Consider the following 20,641-nt stretch of genomic DNA (forward strand, 5'->3'; position numbering starts at 1 on the left):
TGAGAATTGTGATTTTTGTGTGTCTTCACATACCAGACGCTTTCGCCTATAATGATAGATAATAAAATGCAAAGGAGATATGGCAATGGGAGATCAAAAGCAGCGCATTTATGATATGTTAAAAAAATTGAATATTAAGTATGAAGTTGTCGAACATGAACCCGTTTATACAATGGAAGATATGGACCGCCTTGGTCTTCCTGCAAAAGGGATCCTGTGCAAGAACCTGTTCCTCAGGGATTCCAAGGGCAAGCGGCATTCATCCTCTTGAAAATACGGCAACTGTTTTCCTGTCCTATAAAGATCTGGATAAGTTTTTATGGGAACTTGAAGTTGATGTTATGCAGATTCGGCTATAGTGCCGAATCTTTACGATACCTGAAATATCTTTGAGTTTACGCAAAGAGAGCTGATCGTTTTTTATGAACAATCAGCTCTTTTTCAATCTATTATTAAGCGAGGAATTCTTCCAGGATTTCCCGGATTCTCGCCTCCTTCTCCAACTCTCCTGTTTCATTTGTCACCGGTGCTTTCGCATACCCACGCTCCTGCTCCGGCATATATTCTCTCCTCATACTCTGCATTCCATACTGTTCGTAATCATACCTTGTATTTTGCGATTCCGGCTGTGGGTAGTTCTCCGCCGCGTACGCATTTCCTGAAGCCGCCACCGTCTCTGCTTTTTCCTTTTTCTTCTTTAATCCGTGCCCGAACGGTGCTTTCCCTTTCTTCCCCTTTTCTGCATTTTCTTCTGATGCATTCGGTGACTGCTGCCCGGTCATGGTATATGCCTGCGGCTCCGTCACCGGAACCTGCTGAGGCTGTGGCGTGACGTATGGAGCAGGCTGCGGATCAACTACGTGCACAGGCTGCGGACGCGGTTCACCTCCGGGTATCGGCTGCCGCGGCATCTGTCCGGGCATATTTCCCAGATCTGAAATCGGTTCTCTCTGCGGCGGAACATTTTCCCGTTCCTCCATTGCACGCTGTACGGTAACCTGAAATTCTTTCCGGGGACCTTTTGTATAACGATGAGCATATGTATTTTCCAGGAAATCTACCATATAAGTTTTTGCCGCCTCGAGCTGATAGCGTTCATCTGAAGTGATATGGAGCAAGAATAACGCCAGCATACCGACAGAGCCAAGAATCATGTACTGATACATGATCGTATCAGGTCCTTTCACATAATATACCATACCTGCACCGGCAAGACTCAAAAGACCACAGAGCCAGATTGCTGTTCTCTCAAGCTGACGCCATGAATGCAGTCTGAGTCCTAGCACTTTGTACTCATATACATACTTGTCCACAAATGCCCGCACATTCTGCACTTTATCACTGATCATACATGCATGCTCAAATTTTGCTCTCACAAGCTTCATCAGTGCATGATTACTCTTTCCCATGTTACTTGCCGCCTTAACCAGACGTTTTAACGAAATGCCGGCGATAATCTTTGCAAGAACTCCAATAGCAATCACAGCGCCGACGAAGTAGAAAAACACTTGCTGTGTTACGATCCTCTCTAACATAAAAAGAGTCCTCCTTCTTTGATTTGCCACCATTATAGCGTAAATCTCAGGAATTGGACTCTATAATCGTTCTTCATATTCCGACATTCCTAAATGCCGAGATGTCAGAATCTGCCTCTTCATCTGTTAAACTTTACCCATCAAATTCCGCACAAGCCTTACCGTATGGGTGATCGCCTGCTTTTCAAATGCAGCATAATCCATCGTCGAACTGTTGTCAGCTTTGTCCGAAATAGCCCGAATAATGACACACGAAATTTTGTTGAGGTAAGCCGCCTGCGCAATCGCAGCTCCTTCCATCTCCGTACATTTTGCCTGAAACTGTGTCACAAGCCGTTCTTTAACAGCCCCGTCCGATACAAACTGATCTCCGCTCACTACTCTTCCGGTAAATGTATGAATATCCGGATTCGCCTCCTCATTCGCCTGAACAGCAAGCTGTACCAGTCTCTCATCGGCAGGGAATGCAAATGTATCCATACGCGGGATCTGTCCTACCGGATCTCCCAGTGCACTGACATCCATATCGTGCTGTACAGCATCTGTTGAAATTACAATATCTCCGATATCAAGCGCGGCGTCAAGCGATCCCGCAACTCCTGTATTGATGAGCGTATCTACTTCAAAAAGATCGGCCAGAATCTGCGCGCAGATTCCCGCATTTACTTTCCCGATTCCGCTGCGCACCACCACAACATCCTTTCCGTCCAGCTTTCCCTTAACAAAGGTCATTGCTGCACGCTCTACTGTTTTCTCCACCTGCATTGCCTCTTTTAAATGGGCAACTTCTTCTTCCATTGCACCGATAATGCCTATCATGTTCTATTTCCTCCAAATTCTGTTGTTATACCTTCTGATTTTATGACATGGTTGTATTATAGCAAATTTCCGAATATAAACCTAGCTTTTTTTCTTCCCTCTGCTATAATTCACTCAGAGAAAGATTATCAGGAGGTCTATGACATGGATTACAAACCGCATGGCGTATGTTCGCAGCTAATTCACATCGAAGTAGATGATGAGAAACGAATTCACAATGTTGCATTTACAAAGGGATGTTCAGGAAATCTACAAGGCATTGCACGCCTTGTAGAGGGCATGACGGTAGATGAAGCCATTTCCCGTCTGGATGGAATCCGCTGTGGAATGAAATCAACATCCTGCCCGGATCAGCTTGCACAGGCTTTAAAAACGCTTCGTTAATAATGAACCTTAATTCCGGTTGTTAAAAAATCCAGGTCTTTGTTCTGAAGGCCTGGATTTTTACACTCAATATAGTTTTAAATTAATCCCCCGATTCTCAGGAACAATGGTGCAAATACCAGTGACACGATCGTCATCAATTTAATCAGGATATTAATGGAAGGTCCTGAAGTATCCTTAAACGGATCCCCTACCGTATCTCCGACTACTGCCGCCTTATGGGCTTCACTTCCTTTGCCGCCATGATGATCATTTTCAATATATTTCTTTGCATTATCCCATGCGCCGCCCGCATTAGACATAAAGATCGCCATCAGCACACCCGTTACCAGCGCCCCTGTCAGCAAACCTCCCAGAGCTTCCGGCCCAAGTAAAATTCCCACCGCAAGCGGCGACAAAACTGCCATAATCCCCGGAACCAGCATTTCTTTCAAAGCTGCCGTCGTGGAGATTGCAACACAGGACTTATAGTCAGGCTTTGCCGTCCCTTCCATGATTCCCGGAATACTCCTGAACTGCCGCCGCACTTCTTCGATCATCTGATATGCCGCTTTTGAAACGGATTCCATCGTCATCGCCGAAAAGAGAAACGGAAGCATTCCTCCGATGAAAAGTCCTATGATCACCCTGTAATTCAGGATATCAATGCTTTTCAGTTGTACCGCCTCTGCATAGGAAATAAAAAGCGCCAGTGCGGTCAAAGCCGCAGAACCGATTGCAAATCCTTTTCCGATCGCCGCTGTTGTATTTCCGACCGCATCCAGTTTGTCCGTAATGTTGCGGACGGATTTATCCAATCCGGACATCTCTGCAATACCACCTGCATTATCTGCAATCGGGCCGTACGCATCTACCGCCACGGTAATCGCTGTAGTTGAGAGCATTCCAACTGCCGCAAGTGCAATTCCATAAAGCCCACATACCTGATACGCCGCAAAAATACCTGCACAGATCAGCAGAATCGGAGCCGCTGTAGATTTCATTCCCACAGCCAGACCGCTGATTACCGTTGTGGCCGCTCCTGTTTCTGACTGTTCTCCGATCACTTTTACCGACTTATAGTCCTCTGACGTATAAATCTCTGTAATGGCGCCTATCAGAAGTCCTACGATCAATCCGGAAACCACGGCAACAGCCGCCTTAAAATTTCCAAACAGCATTTTACTGAAAGTAACGGACACAAGAACCACTACAATACTCGCTACATATGTACCCATTTTCAGCGCCTTGTGCGGATTTGATTTTTCATCTCCCTTTACAAAAAAGGTACCAAGCACGGATGCAAGCAGTCCGAAACCGCAGATCATAAGCGGATACATTGCCCCTTCCGCCTGAAAATACACAATTCCCAATGTCAGTGCCGAAATCAGAGCCCCCACATAAGATTCAAACAGATCTGCTCCCATGCCGGCTATATCACCGACATTATCACCGACATTGTCGGCAATGACCGCCGGATTTCTGGGATCATCCTCAGGAATTCCTGCCTCTACCTTACCCACAAGATCCGCTCCCACATCTGCAGCTTTTGTATAGATACCTCCTCCGACACGAGCAAACAAGGCGATCGAAGACGCCCCCAGGCTGAATCCCGACAGCACATCTACATTTTTGGTGAGCAGATAGATCGCACTCACTCCCAGGACACCAAAACCTGCCACGCACATTCCCATTACCGCGCCGCCGGAAAACGCCACCGACAGCGCTTTATTCATTCCACTTACTCGAGCCGCATTTGCCGTTCTGACATTGGCCTTCGTCGCCACACTCATTCCACAATACCCCGCCATGGTAGAAAAGAGCGCTCCTACGACAAAGCAGATCGCAGTCACCCAGTTACCGATCCCGATGCCAATTAAGACAAACAGCACGACAACAAAGAAAATGAGAATGCGGTATTCGGCCATCAGAAATGCTCTGGCCCCTTCACTGATCGCTCCTGCTATCTCTTTCATACGCCCTGTTCCTTCTTCCTGACGGGCAACCTTTCTTGCAAGATACGTTGCAAACAGCAACGCCAGTATTCCAAACACCGGAATCATTTTTACAATTGCTTCCATTTTACCCCTTCTTTCTGAAATTTATTGTATTTCATCCCATATTATCTGTTAATTACATTTTATCAGACATACCCGGAACTGTGAAGTAAAATATATTATTTTCAGTGATAATCCATAGTTGTCTCTATTGTTCTCCTATTGCAAATGCCGCTTTTCAGTGCTAAGATTACCTTATTCAGAAGATAAAAGGAGGTACTGAAAAATGGAATTTCAATTTTCAGATATGGTGAATCAGTTCCAGACCGGCATTTTTGCCATGTTAAATGAGAAGAAGGAGGAACTGATCCGACGCGGCCGAAAGATTTACAACCTCTCAATAGGTACCCCCGATTTTTCACCGGCGCCGCATATTATGAAAGCTATGCAGGATGCCTGTGGGAATCCCGAAAACTACAAATACTCTCTGCGTGATATTCCGGAACTTATAGAAGCCGTACAGTATCGCTATAAACATCGCTTCCAGGTAGATCTTGAACCGGATGAGATCATGTCCGTCTACGGTTCCCAAGAAGGAATGGCACATATTGGAATGGCGCTGTGCAACCCGGGCGATACCATCCTTGTACCGAATCCCGGATATCCATTATTTGAAATGAACGGGATTATGGCAGGTGCCCATATTGAGTATTACAAAATCGAAGAAAAGAACGGATACCTTCCGGATCTTGAACATATACCGGAAGAAATCCTGAAACAGGCTAAATATATGATCGTATCATATCCTCTGAATCCGGTATGCGTCTGTGCCCCGGATGAATTCTATGAGCGATTGATTGCCTTTGCAAAGAAAAATAATATTATCATCATTCACGATAATGCTTATTCCGATATTATATTTACCCGTAAGCAGGGACGTTCTTTCTTGTCCTTCGAAGGCGCGAAGGATGTAGGTGTAGAGTTTTACTCCCTTTCCAAATCCTACAATCTGACCGGTGCCAGAATTTCTTTCGTGATCGGTAATAAAAAAATCGTTGAAAAATTCAAAATTCTGCGCAGTCAGATCGACTACGGCATCTTCCTGCCGGTACAATATGCCGCAATCGCAGCACTTACCGGTCCTGATGATTTTGTCGAAGAGCAGCGTCTGAAATACGAAGAAAGAAACCGTGCCCTCTGCGGCGGTCTCCGTGAGATCGGATGGAACATACCCGACAGCCAGGGAACTATGTTCGTATGGGGACGCATCCCGGAAGGCTATGCTTCTTCATTGGATTTCTGCATGGAACTGATGGAACGCACCGGACTGATCGTTACTCCGGGCAGCGCATTCGGCAGCGAAGGTGAAGGCTACGTTCGAATGGCTCTCGTCATCGATCCCGATGAAATCAAAGAATTGCTGGAAGTTCTGAAGGCTTCCAATATGTTTCAAAAATAAGGAGATAGATTAATGTTTGAAAATACCAGTACTTATCCGGAAGACAAATCACATCTGTATCCACTTATAAAAACCAGGCTGCTGGGGCTGATTGATGGGAATCCCCACTGGCTTCCTGCCCTGGCTAATGCATCTGCGCTGCTAAATCTTGCCTTAACAGATATTAACTGGGCCGGATTCTACCTTATGAACAGTTTTCTGAATCCGGCTGCAGATTCTTCCGAAGATTTTTTGATACTCGGTCCTTTCCTTGGCAAACCCGCCTGCGTGAAAATTCAGGTAGGGAACGGAGTATGCGGCACCGCTGTTGCCCGTGACGAGATCATGCTCGTAAAAAATGTACATGAATTCCCGGGACACATTGCCTGTGACTGCGCTTCCAATTCGGAAATCGTGATTCCACTTCATTCCAACGGGAAGGTGATTGGAGTCCTTGATATCGACAGTCCCGTCATCGGACGGTTTGATGAATATGACCGCAAAGGTCTTGCTGAATATGCAAAAATATTAGAGCAGCTATTTTAATGCTGCTCTGCTATTTTATGGAAACAGGCTTTCTTTCCTTCATACCAGCTCCCAACCAGTCCCAGTACAGAAAGGGCCACTCCCACCGGCCAGTAGATCAGGAGCGCTGCTCCCCATATAAAAATAAACAAATCGCTGTTTAAAAATCTTTTCATCTCAAACTCCTCCGTTTCATAAACCAACCTTTATGTTTCTCATATGTTCTGAATTTATGATATCGAAAGAGGTGAGTCATAAAAAGTACACCTTACATCGGCTTGCTATTTACATAAACAAACTTTACTCTTATCTCTTTCATTAAGATACTCCTGATATAAATCAAGTGTCATCTGAGATTCTTCCACTGTTTTCCCTTTAAACTTTGGCATCGTCTCCGTTTCATACCATTTTTCTTCAATGCATCTTCGCATCCATCCGATCAGATTATGCACAAAGCTCTGCTCCTGTGCCATCTGAAATGCCTTCTTTATCACATCCGGCCTGTTTTCCGATACCTGGAGCAGCATACGGATCTCCTGAATCGTGACCGGCTCTTCGCCAAATATTTCAGCCACTTCAAGAATCATACTTTCATTCACAACTACTTTCTTAGGTGCAAGAACATCCGGTGCTATTTCTTCCATTTCCGCTTCCACCGCCTGCATACGCTTCAGATCGGAATGATGTGTACAATTCGGGTTCTTCTTTACCAAAAAGCGGATCCCTGTCACTTTTCCGCCTTTTCCGCTCTTGACCGGTTCATAATCAAAACAGATCTCCGAATACTCGGATTCTTCCAGTTCTTTCTTCGCGACCTCCATAACTTTTCTCCGGAAATTTCTCCAGTCATCAAATGGCGCATCTTTGATTTCTCCCAGAGCTTCTTCAAATCTTCCCTGCTCTACCAGGCGTTTCACTGCTTTGGAAGCATTGGCATCCACCACATTCAATGTAAATTTCAGTTCTGCAACAGAATACGGTTTCTTAGGCGGCCGCGGCACCACCAGCACATCCCCCGGTTCACGCTCAAACCGGTAATACTGTGTTCTCAGGATTTCGTAGATTCGTGTCGTAAACAATGACTTAAACGAGCAAAGTACATCCAGACTCATCCGGGTATAATCTTTTTTAAGATTATAAATATGAGGCTTCATTTCTTTTGTAAAACGCGTTGTGAACACGCCATCCTGGTATTCACATTTATTCACAACATTAAACATGATAAAATTCTCTTTTTCATCATCCTCAATACTTACAACATGTCCCAAAGTCTCCTTTGACACCTCTTTCAGCCTTGAATAGATTGAATTTCCGCTAATATGCAGATAATTCTTAATCTCCTTCGTCGACACTTTTGCAATCAGCTCCCCGTCTTCAATATATGCCTTCGAAATTGCAATATTCAAAAGCTTCCGTTCAAAAAGAGATGTACTGGACTTACTCTCAATCAGCACATTCGAGCGCGACACCATGTCCCGTTCCATCAATTGTTTATCTTTCGTCTTTTTCCCTGTCTCCACCATTCCTTTAACCCCTTATTATCTTGCATTGTCATCGTGTACCTTTTGGGTGTATAAATTGTTTTGTGTACCTTTCAGGTGCCATATTCCCTCACAGCACTCTTCTCTGCACCCTTTTCCTTACAACTTGTGTACCAATCGGGTTATTGTGTACCTTTTGGGTAACACGTTCAAAAATATATCACTCTTTTCGTGTACCAAAAAGGGTATTCCTACACTAAAAAACAGAATCCGCCATCCCCTCAGGAATCCTCTTTCTTATCGTGTACTTTTCAGGGTACCCCTTTCCTTTTTGTGTACCAAAAGGGTGCGTCGCATTCTAAATTATGTGTACCAAACAGGTACACTGCATAAAGCAATTATATACAAGATATAGGATTTTGTAAAGAAAAAAATCCGATTTTGTATCATTGTGTACTTTTCCGGTCATTCATATTCCCTTTAAGGTACACAACATGCCCCTTATTCCTACACAAGTCCCCCCTGAATTGTACACGTCTTTACCCTGAAAGGTAAACAAGCTACCCCTTTCCGGTACACAAAATCCCCCTAAGAATCCCTCAACCACGCGGTTTTCAAGGCTTTCTAATATAAACAAAATTTAATTAAAATATGTTGTTGTTATCTTCAATATATATAAGAATGTCCTCATTTTTGCTATTCCCCCAAAAGCACCCCTCTTCTTTATATTGTGTACCTTTTTGGGAGAGCGGGATACATGAATGATCTTCAAAATGGATGGACACCTTTCTCTTAATATCATTTTTTATACAACAAAAAAGCACCGCCCCCGATGTCTCTCATACAATCATCGAAAACAGTGCTTATAAATGCGCCTTCAGGGACTCGAACCCTGGACAAATAGATTAAGAGTCTACTGCTCTACCAACTGAGCTAAAGGCGCTTGCTTTATGTCACTTCCGTAACGCAAGATTTATTATATAACCCCTTTCGCAAAAATGCAAGTGTTTTTTTATATTTTTTTAAATTTTTTCAACCCATTATACGCAAAACTATTACAATTATCAATTCCTACCAAAATTAATCGAAATCTTTTGACAAACTGTACATTTTATATCATAATAAATGTGTGAGACCTTACTTGAGTTAGCGAAAGGAAGTGGCATTATGGACTCACTGGATTACCAAATTTTATCTATACTGAAAAAAAATGCAAGAATCAAAGCATCTGATATAAGCAAAGAGATTCATCTTTCCGTATCAACTGTCATCGAACGTATACGCAAACTTGAAAACAGCGGCATCATAGAATCATACACCATTATTACGGATGAACACAAAATGGGTAACGACTTAACGGCCTTGATGGAAATCAGTCTCACTCATCCGCGCTTTAACGATTCATTTATCGAAAAAATAATGGAACACCCTAACATCATTTCCTGCTACTATTTAACAGGTGATTTTGATTATCTGGTAAAGATTTGCTGCCGTTCTTCGGAACATCTTGAGCAGATACATAAATGGGTCAAAGATCAGAGGGGTGTTCGTTCTACACGAACTCAATTTGTTTTACGAAATGTTAAAAATATTTATACCTCTCTTCCCGAACCCTCTCCTGAAGATAATGCTTGATTTTCGTTCAGAAATCCACAAACTGATGGAATTACGCAAAAATGCTCTGACGAAGCATTTTTGCGCTTTTCCTATGAATCCATTTCACACAATTTCTCTATTGCGCATTCCTTAATCAGACATTTTTCATGTTCATTGAGAAACAATTCCGATATCGCGTTCTGCTCTACAAGCCCTCCGAACTCCTCTGCCACAATGATGGATCGTGCCGCGTCTCTTCCTTCTTCGGTATTATTAAAATCCATCATCAAGTAATACATCCTATCATTCTCATAAAGTCTGCTCTCTGCCGCCTTTCCGGCTCCGAATGCCCCACAGAACTGTATCATGTGATCCAACTCGGGAAATACGATTTGATAAGACAAACATTCTGCAGCATCCTCGCTGGTAAGCTCTTCCTTCACGCGTTGCAGCTGATTCGCCTTCTGCTTTTCCTCTTCACAGGCAATAGAAAGAAGAAGACTTCGATCCGGCAATAACGCGCCATAGAAACTTGTTACATCCCCGCTCACCTGCATATTGAGAACCTCACATCCCTTTTCAAGCAGCAAATTCAGGAACTCTTTTGTCCGTTCATGATTCTGCATCAGTTCTTCCATGCTGTAACCCAATATTTCTATCTCTTCCTGCGTGATCAGGCAATTCATTTTTGTCTCTGTTATTTTCCAGAATGTCATATGTCCACTCCCCTCTTCTTCTAACCAATCCACGCCTTGTTCTATATGTTGTATAACATTATTTCTGTTTTGTCAATCTTTTCATGCGAATTTATACTTTTTTCAGTTTTTACCCTCTATGTACGAACGTTTATTTTTCTTTAATTTCCTATTTCAAATTCTACACAGATAGTGTAAAATAAATTAGGTTATACTATATAAGGAGAGAATAAATTATGAGATTACGAAACGTACCGGGTGCCGATGCCTATTTAACAGCACATCCTCTGGTAATCAAAAATGAGACACGGTATCGCGGAACCTGGAAGGAAACCTTCGAACACCCCGAAAATCCGATTCATATAGAGATTGGCATGGGAAAGGGACAGTTTCTTCTTACCCTGGCAAAAGAAAACCCGAAAATTAATTATATCGGCATCGAACGCTATTCCAGCGTCCTGGTACGTGCTCTGGAACGTTACGATCATGATGAAGCATATCAGGATGTTTCCAATATCCGTTTTATCTGTATGGATGCGCAGAACCTTCCTGAAGTCTTTGCCGTGGGAGAAGTGGATAAGATCTACCTGAATTTCTCCGATCCTTGGCCAAAGGCCAGACATGCCAAACGCCGCCTGACATCTCGTCAGTACTTTGAGCGTTACGATAAGATTCTTGCTTATGACGGGGTTGTTGAGTTTAAGACAGATAATAAAGAGTTATTTGATTTTTCATTGGAACAGGTCGATCTGGCAGGGTGGGTTCTTCTCGCAAAAACCTATGATCTCCACAACGATCCAACTCTCAGCCGTGGCAATGTTATGACAGAATACGAGGAGAAATTTGCCGGACAGGGACATCCAATCCACAAACTGATTGCCATGCGGCAATAGGTATTTTTTGAACGCAAAACGCATAATATAAAGTAACACAGATCACAAAAAGGCGTACACAAATGAAACAAAAATGTAAAATAAAGCATTTTATGTGCTGCTTCTTTTATGACAATCCATGTATAAACCGAAAATTGAGATGTCTTCGGAAGTCTTTTCGGGAAATACATGATATTCTGAATCCCAAATGCATACCATAATCAAAAGAATCCGGCTTAGCGCTTTATAAAAGTACCAAGTCGGATTCTTTCGTTCCATTTTACTACTATATTTAGAACTCAAATACAGCTGCGCCATATGGCGGCAGTTTATACGGTATAGAATATGGTCTTCCGTCACATTCTTGTTTCTCAGGTTTATATACCTTCGGGCGTTCTTCTCCCTTTCCTCCATACTGAGGTTCATCACTGTTCAAGATCAGTTTATACTGCTTTCTACGCGATACCCCAACTCTGTAATCTTCCCATTCCATCGGAGTAAAATTGCATACAAAAAGTAGATTCTTTTTATTATCTTTCGAATGACGTATAAAACTATAAACACTTCTGTATCCGTCATCCGCATTCACCCATTCAAATCCTTCCGGTGAACAGTCTTCTTCATATAACGCCTTATTCTTTCTGTAAAGATGCAGAAGATCTTTATAGAAATTCTGAATTGCCTGATGCTCTTCTTCTTTCAGAAGATACCAGTCTAGCTCGCGCGCCTCACTCCATTCACGTAACTGCGCAAATTCTTGTCCCATGAAAAGCAGCTTCTTTCCGGGATGTCCCATCATGAAAGCATAGCCCACTTTCAGATTTGCAAACTTATCAAATCCAAGTCCCGGCATCTTATTCAGCATAGAGCACTTCAAATGCACCACTTCATCATGCGATAATACCAGAATGTAGTTCTCACTGTACGCATAGCTGCTGGCAAATGTCATGAGATTGTGAGCGCCTTTTCTAAAATACGGGTCCAGTTTCATGTACTCTGTAAAATCATGCATCCATCCCATATTCCACTTCATACTGAATCCCAGACCACCATCTCCCGGTTTTCCGGTTACCATCGGCCAGGCTGTAGATTCCTCTGCAATCGTCACAACACCAGGATTTCTTCTAAGTACAACGGAATTCATATGACGGAAGAACTCAATCGCTTCCAGATTCTGGTTGCCGCCATACTTGTTCGCCACCCATTGCCCATCCTGACGTCCATAATCAAGGTAAAGCATGGATGCGACTGCGTCTACCCGAAGCCCATCAATATGAAAATGTTCCACCCAGAACAGAGCATTGGAAATCAGGAAATTCTTCACTTCATTCTTACCATAGTCGAACACTTTGGTTCCCCAGTCCGGATGCTCCCCCTTACGTGGATCCGCGTATTCATATACCGGTGTTCCGTCAAAATCAGCAAGACCGTGGGCATCTCTCGGGAAATGAGCCGGTACCCAGTCCAGAATAACACCAATCTTATTCTTGTGGAAATAATTGATCATATACGCAAAGTCTTCCGGCGTTCCATAACGGGCAGTCGGTGCGAAATAACCGGTAACCTGATATCCCCATGAACCGTCAAATGGATACTCTGCAATTCCCATCAACTCAATATGTGTATACCCCATCTCTTTCAGATAACTGACCGCCTCATGGGCGAATTCTCTGTATGTATAAAATCCTTTATAGTCTTCTCCCGGATGGCGCTTCCATGAACCGATATGCGCCTCATAAATTGCCATGGGTTCTTTATGGTGATCCCATGTCTTTCTGTGCTCCATCCACTTTCCATCCGACCATTTTAAATTTGAAATATCTGTGATTCTGGATGCAGTTCCCGGGCGCATCTCTGCACTGTTAGCAAACGGGTCTGCCTTGTCAATGAAGGAACCACTGAATGTCTCAATGCAGAACTTATATAGATCCCCCTTCTTTGCTTCCGGGACAAATGCGGTATAAATGCCAAGTGGGTCATTGCGCTCCATCGGACACGCTTTAGAATCCCAGTTGTTAAACTCTCCTATAACAGATACGGATTTTGCATGCGGCGCCCAAACGGCGAAATAAGTACCGTCATTCTTTCCATCATTTACCAAATGAGCTCCTAATTTCTTATAAATCTCATAATGGGTTCCCTGCCCAAATAAATACTGATCCAGTTCGCCTATTTCATATTCTTTTAATGTTTTCTCTTTCACAGCCATCCTCCCGCCTTCTTGTTCAAATGATTATGAATATTATACTAGAAATCGTTGAAAAAAGAAAGAGTTTTGGTTGATTTACACATGCCAAAACTCTTTTTTCTTCCTTTGTATTTTGCAAAAGCACTTATTTAAAGCTTAAAGTCCTCTTCTTTCAAAATTACGCGGTCCGAATCGTCCTTATTCTTGCCGAATACACGTTTCATCAGATGCTTCACATTGGCTTTCTGAGAATGCTCAATCGCTTCATCCATGATCTCTTTCACTTCCGCCACAGTCACTGCATGATCTTCTCTCTGCATCATATCAATACGGCTGTAAAGTGCAAGGATACCCATTTCATCGATCCGGTAACCATTTTCCTTTGCATAAGTCTGTCCAAATGTTACCAGTTCATCATTAATAAACACCGGAAGTTCCAATCTGGACGTAAACTTCTTTTTGAAATTAGGATTTGCTGCAAACAGCTTCTCCAAAGGTTTTTTCTGCTCTTCCAAAACAAACAGCAATTCACCGGTCTGCTCATCCATCAGATCATTCAGTTCATTGACGGTTCTGGCATTCATTTTTGCTGCTTTTTCAATAATCAATGCCCCACCATTCAGTTTTCTGATGATTCCGCCAAGTTCTTTTTTATTCAGAGAATCACCGGTAATAATCGCTACTTTACCCTGTTTCAACTTACGCTGCTTCTGAATTGCTTTTACAATGTCTACTGCAAGCACGGTTTTTCCGGTGCCCTTTTTACCTACAACAACAATATTACCTGTGCGGGATGTTCCATATCTGTTCTTACATCTCTTGTCATTGTCCAGAACTTCTACCAACTGTTCGCTCACCCCTCGAATCGGGACAAAGTAAGAAAACAGTTTCTTCTGTTCCTCAGTAAGACCGGCTTTCAGACCAATTTCACTCGTTGCACTTAGATCATAACGTCCCTGCACAATAAATCCTGTATCAAATTTATTCATACGGGAAGTAATCTCTTCCTCTGAAGGTTCTTCAATTTCCAGAACTTCTTGTTTCTGCTCCGGGCGCTTTGAACGAGGTCTTTTCTTCGAAGCCGGCTCTGAATCTGTCTCTGATTCCAGTTCAATATCAAAATCAGGATTAATCGCAAATTCTGGATCTTCTGCAGAATCTGATTTTTTCTGTGCTTCGAGTATCGCATCTATATCCAGTTCATAGACATCCTTTTCATCCAGATATTCATCCTCGAGCTCATCGTATTCTTCTTCATACTCGTCGTCTTCGTATTCCTCATCCGCATACTCTTCCGCATCTTCATACTCGTCTTCCTCGTATTCTTCCGCGTCTTCATACTCCTCTTCCTCGTATTCTTCCGCGTCTTCGTACTCCTCTTCCTCGTACTCTTCTGCGTCTTCGTACTCCTCTTCCTCGTACTCTTCTGCGTCCTCGTACTCCTCTTCCTCGTATTCTTCCGCATCCTCGTACTTGTCGTCCTCGTACTCTACTTCATCCTCATACTCTTCCGCGTCTTCATACTCCTCTTCTTCGTATTCTTCCGCGTCCTCGTACTCGTCTTCCTCTTCTACTTCTTCCTCGTACTCTTCCGCGTCTTCATACTCCTCTTCTTCGTATTCTTCCGCGTCCTCGTACTCGTCTTCCTCTTCTACTTCTTCCTCGTACTCTTCTGCGTCCTCATACTCCTCTTCTTCGTATTCTTCCGCGTCCTCGTACTCGTCTTCCTCTTCTACTTCTTCCTCGTACTCTTCTGCGTCCTCATACTCCTCTTCTTCGTATGCTTCCGCGTCCTCATACTCGTCTTCCTCTTCTACTTCTTCCTCGTACTCTTCCGCGTCTTCATACTCCTCTTCTTCGTATTCTTCTGCATCTTCGTACTCGTCATCATCATCGTCCAATTGTAAGGATTCTACAACATTTCCCATATTCTCAACGTCATCATCCTCATATTCTTCGGTGATGCCATCTTTCTCTTCATCTTCCAGCGTTTCTGAAGGTTCTGTTCCATTTTCCAACTCCTCCATCAATCTCCGGATATCATCCGCCAGGATTGTCTTGGTATCTCCCAGCGACTCTTCCTCCTGTTTTCTGGCTGCCTTCCTGCGCTTTTTCTCTTCTTCATTTTTTTCAATGATTTTTGCATTTTCGCGCTGGGTTACTTCCCAGTTTGCCAGAATCTCTTCAATCTTCATCTGACCTGTCACCTGAGGATCATCTTGCTTCTGCTGCTGTGCAGCAACATCCACACCACTTGCCACAGCCACACCGGCCTTCAGGACATCGGCCAAATTAGAGCCGGAGATCGTAGTCACAATCTCAGAAGTATTCTCGATCTTGGTTCTCGGCCTTGGCGGTACCGGACGCTCATCCGGAAGACTTTCCAGATCTGGTGATACAATTTCTGCCATCGGCTCAGGAAGATCAGGAAGGTCAATGCTTCCCGTCACATGTACATTTTCCCGAATCTTCTGAGCAATCCTTGGATCCGGTGCCGGACGTTCCTTCGGTTTCTTGAACATCGGTTTCTTTTTTACAGGTTCTTTCTTCTCCCCCGCAAAACGGCTATCATATTTTTCCTGCTGTAAAGGTGTGAGCGGTTTATACTTCATTTTCAGTTCCATTGCCTGATAAACGTACGTGCCTTCACTGAACCATAAAATCAGATCATCACATTCCTCCAGACACTCCGCAGTCATGCCAGCTTCATGATATAACTTAGCAAGTTCATAAGCCCATTTTTCTACATACTCAGCATGCTTGAAATCTTCAAGTGCTTCAATCTGCTGTGTAATCGGTGCATTCTGGGCTCTAAGAATCTTATATTTCAAAATATGCTGATTCGGATCCTTTGGAGCCATCTTGACAAATTCCTCATAGCAGTCCATTGCTTCATCTAACTCATTTGACTTCAATGACAAAAGTCCAAGACGATATACAATCTTGCGGCTTGTCGGTGCTTTATCATATGCAATAAACAAAATTTCTTTTGCTTTTTGCAGTTCCCCCATATTTTCGTATATCTCACTCACAGTAGAAAGCATGGATGAATTCTTAACTTTACGCCAGTCAATTGTATCCGCAATTTCCATTGCTTTTCTATAGGATTTTTCTTCGGCATATTTGAGCATCTGCTCTGTTTTTATGCGATATTCATATTTATCCACTGTTTCTCACCTCTTACAATTATTTTTACTTTTCCTCGGTAAGTTTATATATTTTTACCAGTTAAGTGTAACATACAGCGTAGTCAATGTCAAAAAATATCTAATAATCAAATTTACCATCATTTTTTTCTTCCAACGCTCTAATCAAATAATATGTATATTCACAATACGGCACATCTATTCCATATTCTTTGCCCATTCGTATCATTTCTCCGGCAAACATTTCAATTTCTGTATGACGCCCCGCATCCAGATCCTGCAGTGTAGAAAATCTTGCATCTGCTTTCACTCCCCGGAAAAGCACAAATCTCTCTGTAAGAGGAATTCCTTTGGCATGAGCTACATTTGCCACTTCTTTCCAAAGCCGTTCTGCAATCGCATATACATTTTTACTGTCTTTATACGCATTGAATCCCACTCCAAGAATAGCCTGCGGAAGATTCTGTGAAATGTTGCTTGCATATTTTATCCACATATCCAGCACAATATCTTCCATAACATGGCAGCCAAGTCCTGCACTTTTCAGCAATTGTTCCACAGCCAATACTCTTTCTGTCGGCTCTCTGGTCCCTTTCTCTCCAATATAAACCCCAGCTGTATGCTCCTCGGAAAATGTGATCCGGTTTCCTTCCCTCACCGATGCAATCCGCATAACCGCATACAGCATATGCTCCATACCTATCACTTTTCCAATTATTTCTTCAGAGCTCACCCCATTAAGCAAGCTGATGACGATGGTATGTTCATCAACAATGTTCCGAATATCTTCCAGGATCCCCTGCAACGCATCTTGTTTACATGATACCAGCAGCAGATCCACTCCTTTTGCTGCTTCCGGCTCCTTTACATGCAGTGAATACTTCTTTCCGTTTATGACAATTCCGTCTCTTTCCAATCGTTCTTTCCGTTCGTCACTGGCTATAACACAGAAATGATCCCCCATCTTTTCTGAAAGTCCCCATATAAAATATGCTCCTACCGCGCCAGCTCCCAGAAGCGCTACTCTTTGTATTTCCATATTTCTATGTTCTTTACCTCCATCTTTATCCCGAAACTATCTGCTCTTTACTTCAAACACTGTAATTATACTACATTCTATAAAATAGAGTAAACCTAAGGAATCTTAAACATTTATAAAAAAACAGCCATTACCTTTTTGTAATGGCTGTTTTTTTATATTAAGTTGTTATAATCTTCTTTTATCGGAGGAATCAATCTTTCATTCCTGTTCCTATGTTTATATATTTTATATAATTTAAAGCTCCGGACTATCGTCTTTCATACCTGATTTATAACTTCCAACTACTTTTTTATAAATATCCCTTTGTTATTCTTATCTATAATTTCATCTATGATTATTGGTGCCTTTTTCAATCATTCATATTTGATAATTATTCCGTCTATAACTGATATCTACTTTCATTTTCTATTTATAAATCATCGATATCTGCTATCTGATGTTTCTTTACACATCTTATAGCTCTTTAAATTATTGTGGTATTTTTCTCAATATGTCTGCAAATTCTGAATCTTTTAATCTTTATTCCAGCTTCTATATCTCTCCGATATATTTTATCATTTCTTTTTATCTCTGCCGGTTAAAATCTATGGTAAAGGCTCATCTCACAGGAACTTTCATTTGCCATACCACTAACATATTGAGTTGTAAATTCTGAATTGTCCAACGGTCAAAGCCTCCTTCCTTTCCAACTCTTTGTCCAAAATTTTTATAAGATATCTGATACTTTCAAAACAAATTTCTTTTACTCATCGAATACTGTAAGTTTTTTATTAAATATAAGTTTTATCAGAAGCTAAATTAAAATTTTCTCTTAATATTTATGAATCATCAATTTTAAAAATTAGATTTTATACACCCCACCTACAAAACTCTCATAAATAAAATGTATACTCGCTTTCTTAAAACTTTCAAATCTTCAAATACTAATTATTCTTTTAATCCTTTTCCAATCTCATCTCTTATATTTTCTTTTATACTCTTGGCGAGTATAATAAATTCGTAAAAGAAAAAATATTTATTAGTAAAAAATTCTTTTTTGAAATTCCCTTTCTCGTCAGGAACTTCTTTTCTTTTGGATTGATTAAATAATACCACCTCAATGTATATTTGTCAATACTATTTTGAAATTATTTTTAAGTTAATTTATAATTTGTTATTTGTGCACTATTTTTCATACAATTTATACTTTTTATCAAATTTAACAGTTTTCCAATTCACAGAGCTTATCAACATCATAGAATGTTTTTTCCCAATTATTGTATTTTTTATAGTTATCACCTATTTTTTATTTTTCATTTTGTAAAATTCATGTTAAACTGTTTTCGTAGGATTTTCGACATACTCCTACGTGTCTTTTTGAAACAGGAAAGGAGAACTTAATTATGGGAGGTTTTTTTGGTGTTGCCTCAAAGTCTGAATGTGCTCTGGATTTGTTTTATGGAATAGATTATCATTCTCACCTGGGGACAAGACGTGGAGGAATGGCTACTCACGGGGAAGAAGGCTTCAACCGTGCAATTCATAATATTGAGAATTCGCCATTCAGAACAAAATTTGACAAAGATGTAGACGATATGAAGGGGAATATCGGAATCGGATGTATTTCCGATTTTGAGCCACAGCCGCTTTTGATCCAGTCTCATATCGGCAGTTTTGCAATTACGACTGTCGGCAAAATCAACAACGCTGATCAGCTTATGAAACTGGTATACGAAAAAGGGCATGCGCATTTTCAGGAAATGACGAACGGGCAGGTAAATGCTACTGAACTGATTGCAGCCTTAATCAGTATGCGTGATTCTTATGTAGAAGGTATCCGTTATGTCCAGTCTCTGGTCGATGGCTCTATGACCCTGCTTCTCATGACACCGGAAGGCATCTATGCCGCCCGTGATCTTCACGGACGTACTCCGGTTGTAATCGGGAAAAAAGACGACGGATATTGTGTTTCTTTCGAAAGTTTTGCTTATATCAATCTTGGTTATACCGATTACAAGGAACTAGGCCCCGGTGAAATCGTTTATATTACCCCGGAGAGTGTGGAAACTGTAAGCCCGGCATGTGATAAGATGCGTATCTGCTCTTTCCTCTGGGTTTACTATGGATATCCGACCTCTTCTTATGAAGGTGTAAATGTAGAACAGATGCGTTATAAATGCGGAAGTCTTCTTGCCAAACGTGATGCCGGAACAGTAGAACCCGATATCGTTGCCGGTGTTCCGGATTCCGGTATTGCACATGCGATCGGCTATGCAAATGAATCCGGCATTCCATATGCAAGACCGTTTATTAAGTATACCCCAACTTGGCCGCGTTCTTTTATGCCTACCAATCAAAAACAGCGTGATCTGATCGCGCGTATGAAACTGATTCCGGTTCACGATCTGATCGAAGATCGTAAGTTACTTCTGATCGATGACTCGATCGTCCGTGGAACGCAGCTCAGGGAAACAACGGAATTCCTTTATCAGAGCGGTGCGAAAGAAGTACATGTCCGTCCGGCGTGTCCGCCGCTTTTGTATGGATGTAAATATTTGAATTTCTCACGTTCTAAATCAGAGCTTGATCTGATCACACGCCGTATTATCCGCGAGTGGGAAGGCGACAATGATGTCAATGTACTGAGTGAATATGCGGATCCGAACAGTGACCGCTATGCAAAGATGCTGGATGAGATTTGTAGGATTCAGAATTTTACTTCGCTGAGATATCATAGACTGGATGACCTAATCGAATCGATTGGGTTGGATGCTTGTAAGGTTTGTACGTATTGTTTTGATGGTCGGGAATAAGGTTGTGGTCGCGGGGGGCGCAGGAGGGGATGCATTGTTCCAACGCTCTGGTCCCTGCGACTCGGGACTTCAGAATGTAACAAAAAGGCAGGATGTTCGCCAAATGTGGCTCGCATCCTGTCTTTTTTAACATTCTGATAGTCTCGATTCTC

Annotated in this window: 16 protein-coding genes and 1 tRNA gene; 7 read left to right on the forward strand and 10 right to left on the reverse strand. The window is 42.1% G+C overall.

Features of this window, described 5'->3' with window-relative positions; translation table 11 throughout:
• The first annotated feature begins 85 nt into the window (after positions 1–85).
• Positions 86–271: a hypothetical protein gene (locus ACTNA4_RS06950; protein ID WP_427805952.1), complete on the forward strand. Its 186-nt coding sequence runs from the start codon at positions 86–88 to the stop codon at positions 269–271.
• Positions 272–452: 181 nt separating this feature from the next.
• Here ACTNA4_RS06950 and ACTNA4_RS06955 read toward each other — a convergent pair whose 3' ends face one another.
• Both ACTNA4_RS06955 and ACTNA4_RS06960 read right to left on the reverse strand, forming a co-directional pair.
• The gene (locus tag ACTNA4_RS06955; RefSeq protein ID WP_441029283.1) at positions 453–1,535 is read right to left on the reverse strand and encodes a hypothetical protein; all 1,083 of its coding nucleotides are present in this window, start codon (positions 1,533–1,535) and stop codon (positions 453–455) included.
• A 126-nt stretch (positions 1,536–1,661) separates the two neighbouring features.
• A complete protein-coding gene (locus ACTNA4_RS06960) occupies positions 1,662–2,354 on the reverse strand; it encodes a 5'-methylthioadenosine/adenosylhomocysteine nucleosidase (protein WP_427805954.1) in 693 nt (230 codons plus the stop codon).
• 144 nt (positions 2,355–2,498) lie between these two features.
• On the opposite strand from ACTNA4_RS06960, the gene ACTNA4_RS06965 reads away from it, so the two are divergent.
• Positions 2,499–2,738, forward strand: a complete 240-nt coding sequence (locus ACTNA4_RS06965; RefSeq protein WP_427820581.1) for a TIGR03905 family TSCPD domain-containing protein — start codon at positions 2,499–2,501, stop codon at positions 2,736–2,738.
• Positions 2,739–2,815: 77 nt separating this feature from the next.
• Here the strand turns inward: ACTNA4_RS06965 and ACTNA4_RS06970 are convergent, their stop codons facing one another.
• Entirely contained in the window at positions 2,816–4,798 is a 1,983-nt protein-coding gene (locus tag ACTNA4_RS06970) for a sodium-translocating pyrophosphatase (RefSeq protein WP_427805956.1), read from the reverse strand.
• A 202-nt stretch (positions 4,799–5,000) separates the two neighbouring features.
• Here ACTNA4_RS06970 and ACTNA4_RS06975 point away from each other — a divergent pair, with 202 nt between their 5' ends.
• Together ACTNA4_RS06975 and ACTNA4_RS06980 are read left to right on the forward strand one after the other, a co-directional pair.
• Entirely contained in the window at positions 5,001–6,173 is a 1,173-nt protein-coding gene (locus ACTNA4_RS06975; protein WP_427805957.1) for an aminotransferase class I/II-fold pyridoxal phosphate-dependent enzyme, read from the forward strand.
• 12 nt (positions 6,174–6,185) lie between these two features.
• Positions 6,186–6,698: a GAF domain-containing protein gene (locus ACTNA4_RS06980; RefSeq protein WP_441029286.1), complete on the forward strand. Its 513-nt coding sequence runs from the start codon at positions 6,186–6,188 to the stop codon at positions 6,696–6,698.
• Here the strand turns inward: ACTNA4_RS06980 and ACTNA4_RS06985 are convergent.
• The 3 genes from ACTNA4_RS06985 to ACTNA4_RS06995 form a co-directional block, all read right to left on the reverse strand.
• On the reverse strand, positions 6,695–6,853 hold the full coding sequence (locus ACTNA4_RS06985) for a hypothetical protein (RefSeq protein WP_427805959.1): 159 nt from the start codon (positions 6,851–6,853) through the stop codon (positions 6,695–6,697). The two genes, ACTNA4_RS06980 and ACTNA4_RS06985, sit on opposite strands and share 4 nt — an antisense overlap.
• A gap of 105 nt (positions 6,854–6,958) precedes the next feature.
• A complete protein-coding gene (locus tag ACTNA4_RS06990; protein ID WP_427805960.1) occupies positions 6,959–8,200 on the reverse strand; it encodes a replication initiation protein in 1,242 nt (413 codons plus the stop codon).
• Positions 8,201–9,028: 828 nt separating this feature from the next.
• Positions 9,029–9,101, reverse strand: a tRNA-Lys gene (locus ACTNA4_RS06995).
• A gap of 224 nt (positions 9,102–9,325) precedes the next feature.
• Here ACTNA4_RS06995 and ACTNA4_RS07000 point away from each other — a divergent pair.
• Positions 9,326–9,793 (forward strand): Lrp/AsnC family transcriptional regulator, encoded by a 468-nt coding sequence (locus ACTNA4_RS07000; protein ID WP_427805961.1) that lies wholly within the window; start codon positions 9,326–9,328, stop codon positions 9,791–9,793.
• 71 nt (positions 9,794–9,864) lie between these two features.
• On the opposite strand, the gene ACTNA4_RS07005 is transcribed toward ACTNA4_RS07000, so the two are convergent.
• The gene (locus ACTNA4_RS07005; protein ID WP_427805962.1) at positions 9,865–10,470 is read right to left on the reverse strand and encodes an adaptor protein MecA; all 606 of its coding nucleotides are present in this window, start codon (positions 10,468–10,470) and stop codon (positions 9,865–9,867) included.
• 215 nt (positions 10,471–10,685) lie between these two features.
• Here ACTNA4_RS07005 and trmB point away from each other — a divergent pair, with 215 nt between their 5' ends.
• Complete coding sequence (gene trmB / locus ACTNA4_RS07010) at positions 10,686–11,342, forward strand: tRNA (guanosine(46)-N7)-methyltransferase TrmB (RefSeq protein WP_427805963.1); 657 nt, start codon at positions 10,686–10,688, stop codon at positions 11,340–11,342.
• 271 nt (positions 11,343–11,613) lie between these two features.
• On the opposite strand, the gene glgB is transcribed toward trmB, so the two are convergent.
• The 3 genes from glgB to ACTNA4_RS07025 all read right to left on the reverse strand — a co-directional run bounded on the left by glgB (position 11,614) and on the right by ACTNA4_RS07025 (position 17,694).
• The gene (gene glgB, locus ACTNA4_RS07015) at positions 11,614–13,530 is read right to left on the reverse strand and encodes a 1,4-alpha-glucan branching protein GlgB (RefSeq protein WP_441029288.1); all 1,917 of its coding nucleotides are present in this window, start codon (positions 13,528–13,530) and stop codon (positions 11,614–11,616) included.
• A gap of 128 nt (positions 13,531–13,658) precedes the next feature.
• Entirely contained in the window at positions 13,659–16,676 is a 3,018-nt protein-coding gene (locus ACTNA4_RS07020) for a hypothetical protein (protein ID WP_441029290.1), read from the reverse strand.
• A 100-nt stretch (positions 16,677–16,776) separates the two neighbouring features.
• Positions 16,777–17,694, reverse strand: coding sequence for a ketopantoate reductase family protein (locus ACTNA4_RS07025; protein ID WP_427805966.1), 918 nt, complete (start codon positions 17,692–17,694; stop codon positions 16,777–16,779).
• A gap of 1,385 nt (positions 17,695–19,079) precedes the next feature.
• Between ACTNA4_RS07025 and ACTNA4_RS07030 the strand changes: the two genes are divergently transcribed.
• Positions 19,080–20,489, forward strand: a complete 1,410-nt coding sequence (locus tag ACTNA4_RS07030; RefSeq protein WP_427805967.1) for an amidophosphoribosyltransferase — start codon at positions 19,080–19,082, stop codon at positions 20,487–20,489.
• Positions 20,490–20,641 lie beyond the last annotated feature (152 nt).

Source organism: Bariatricus sp. HCP28S3_A7 (genome assembly GCF_052066375.1).
GTDB lineage: Bacteria > Bacillota > Clostridia > Lachnospirales > Lachnospiraceae > Allocoprococcus.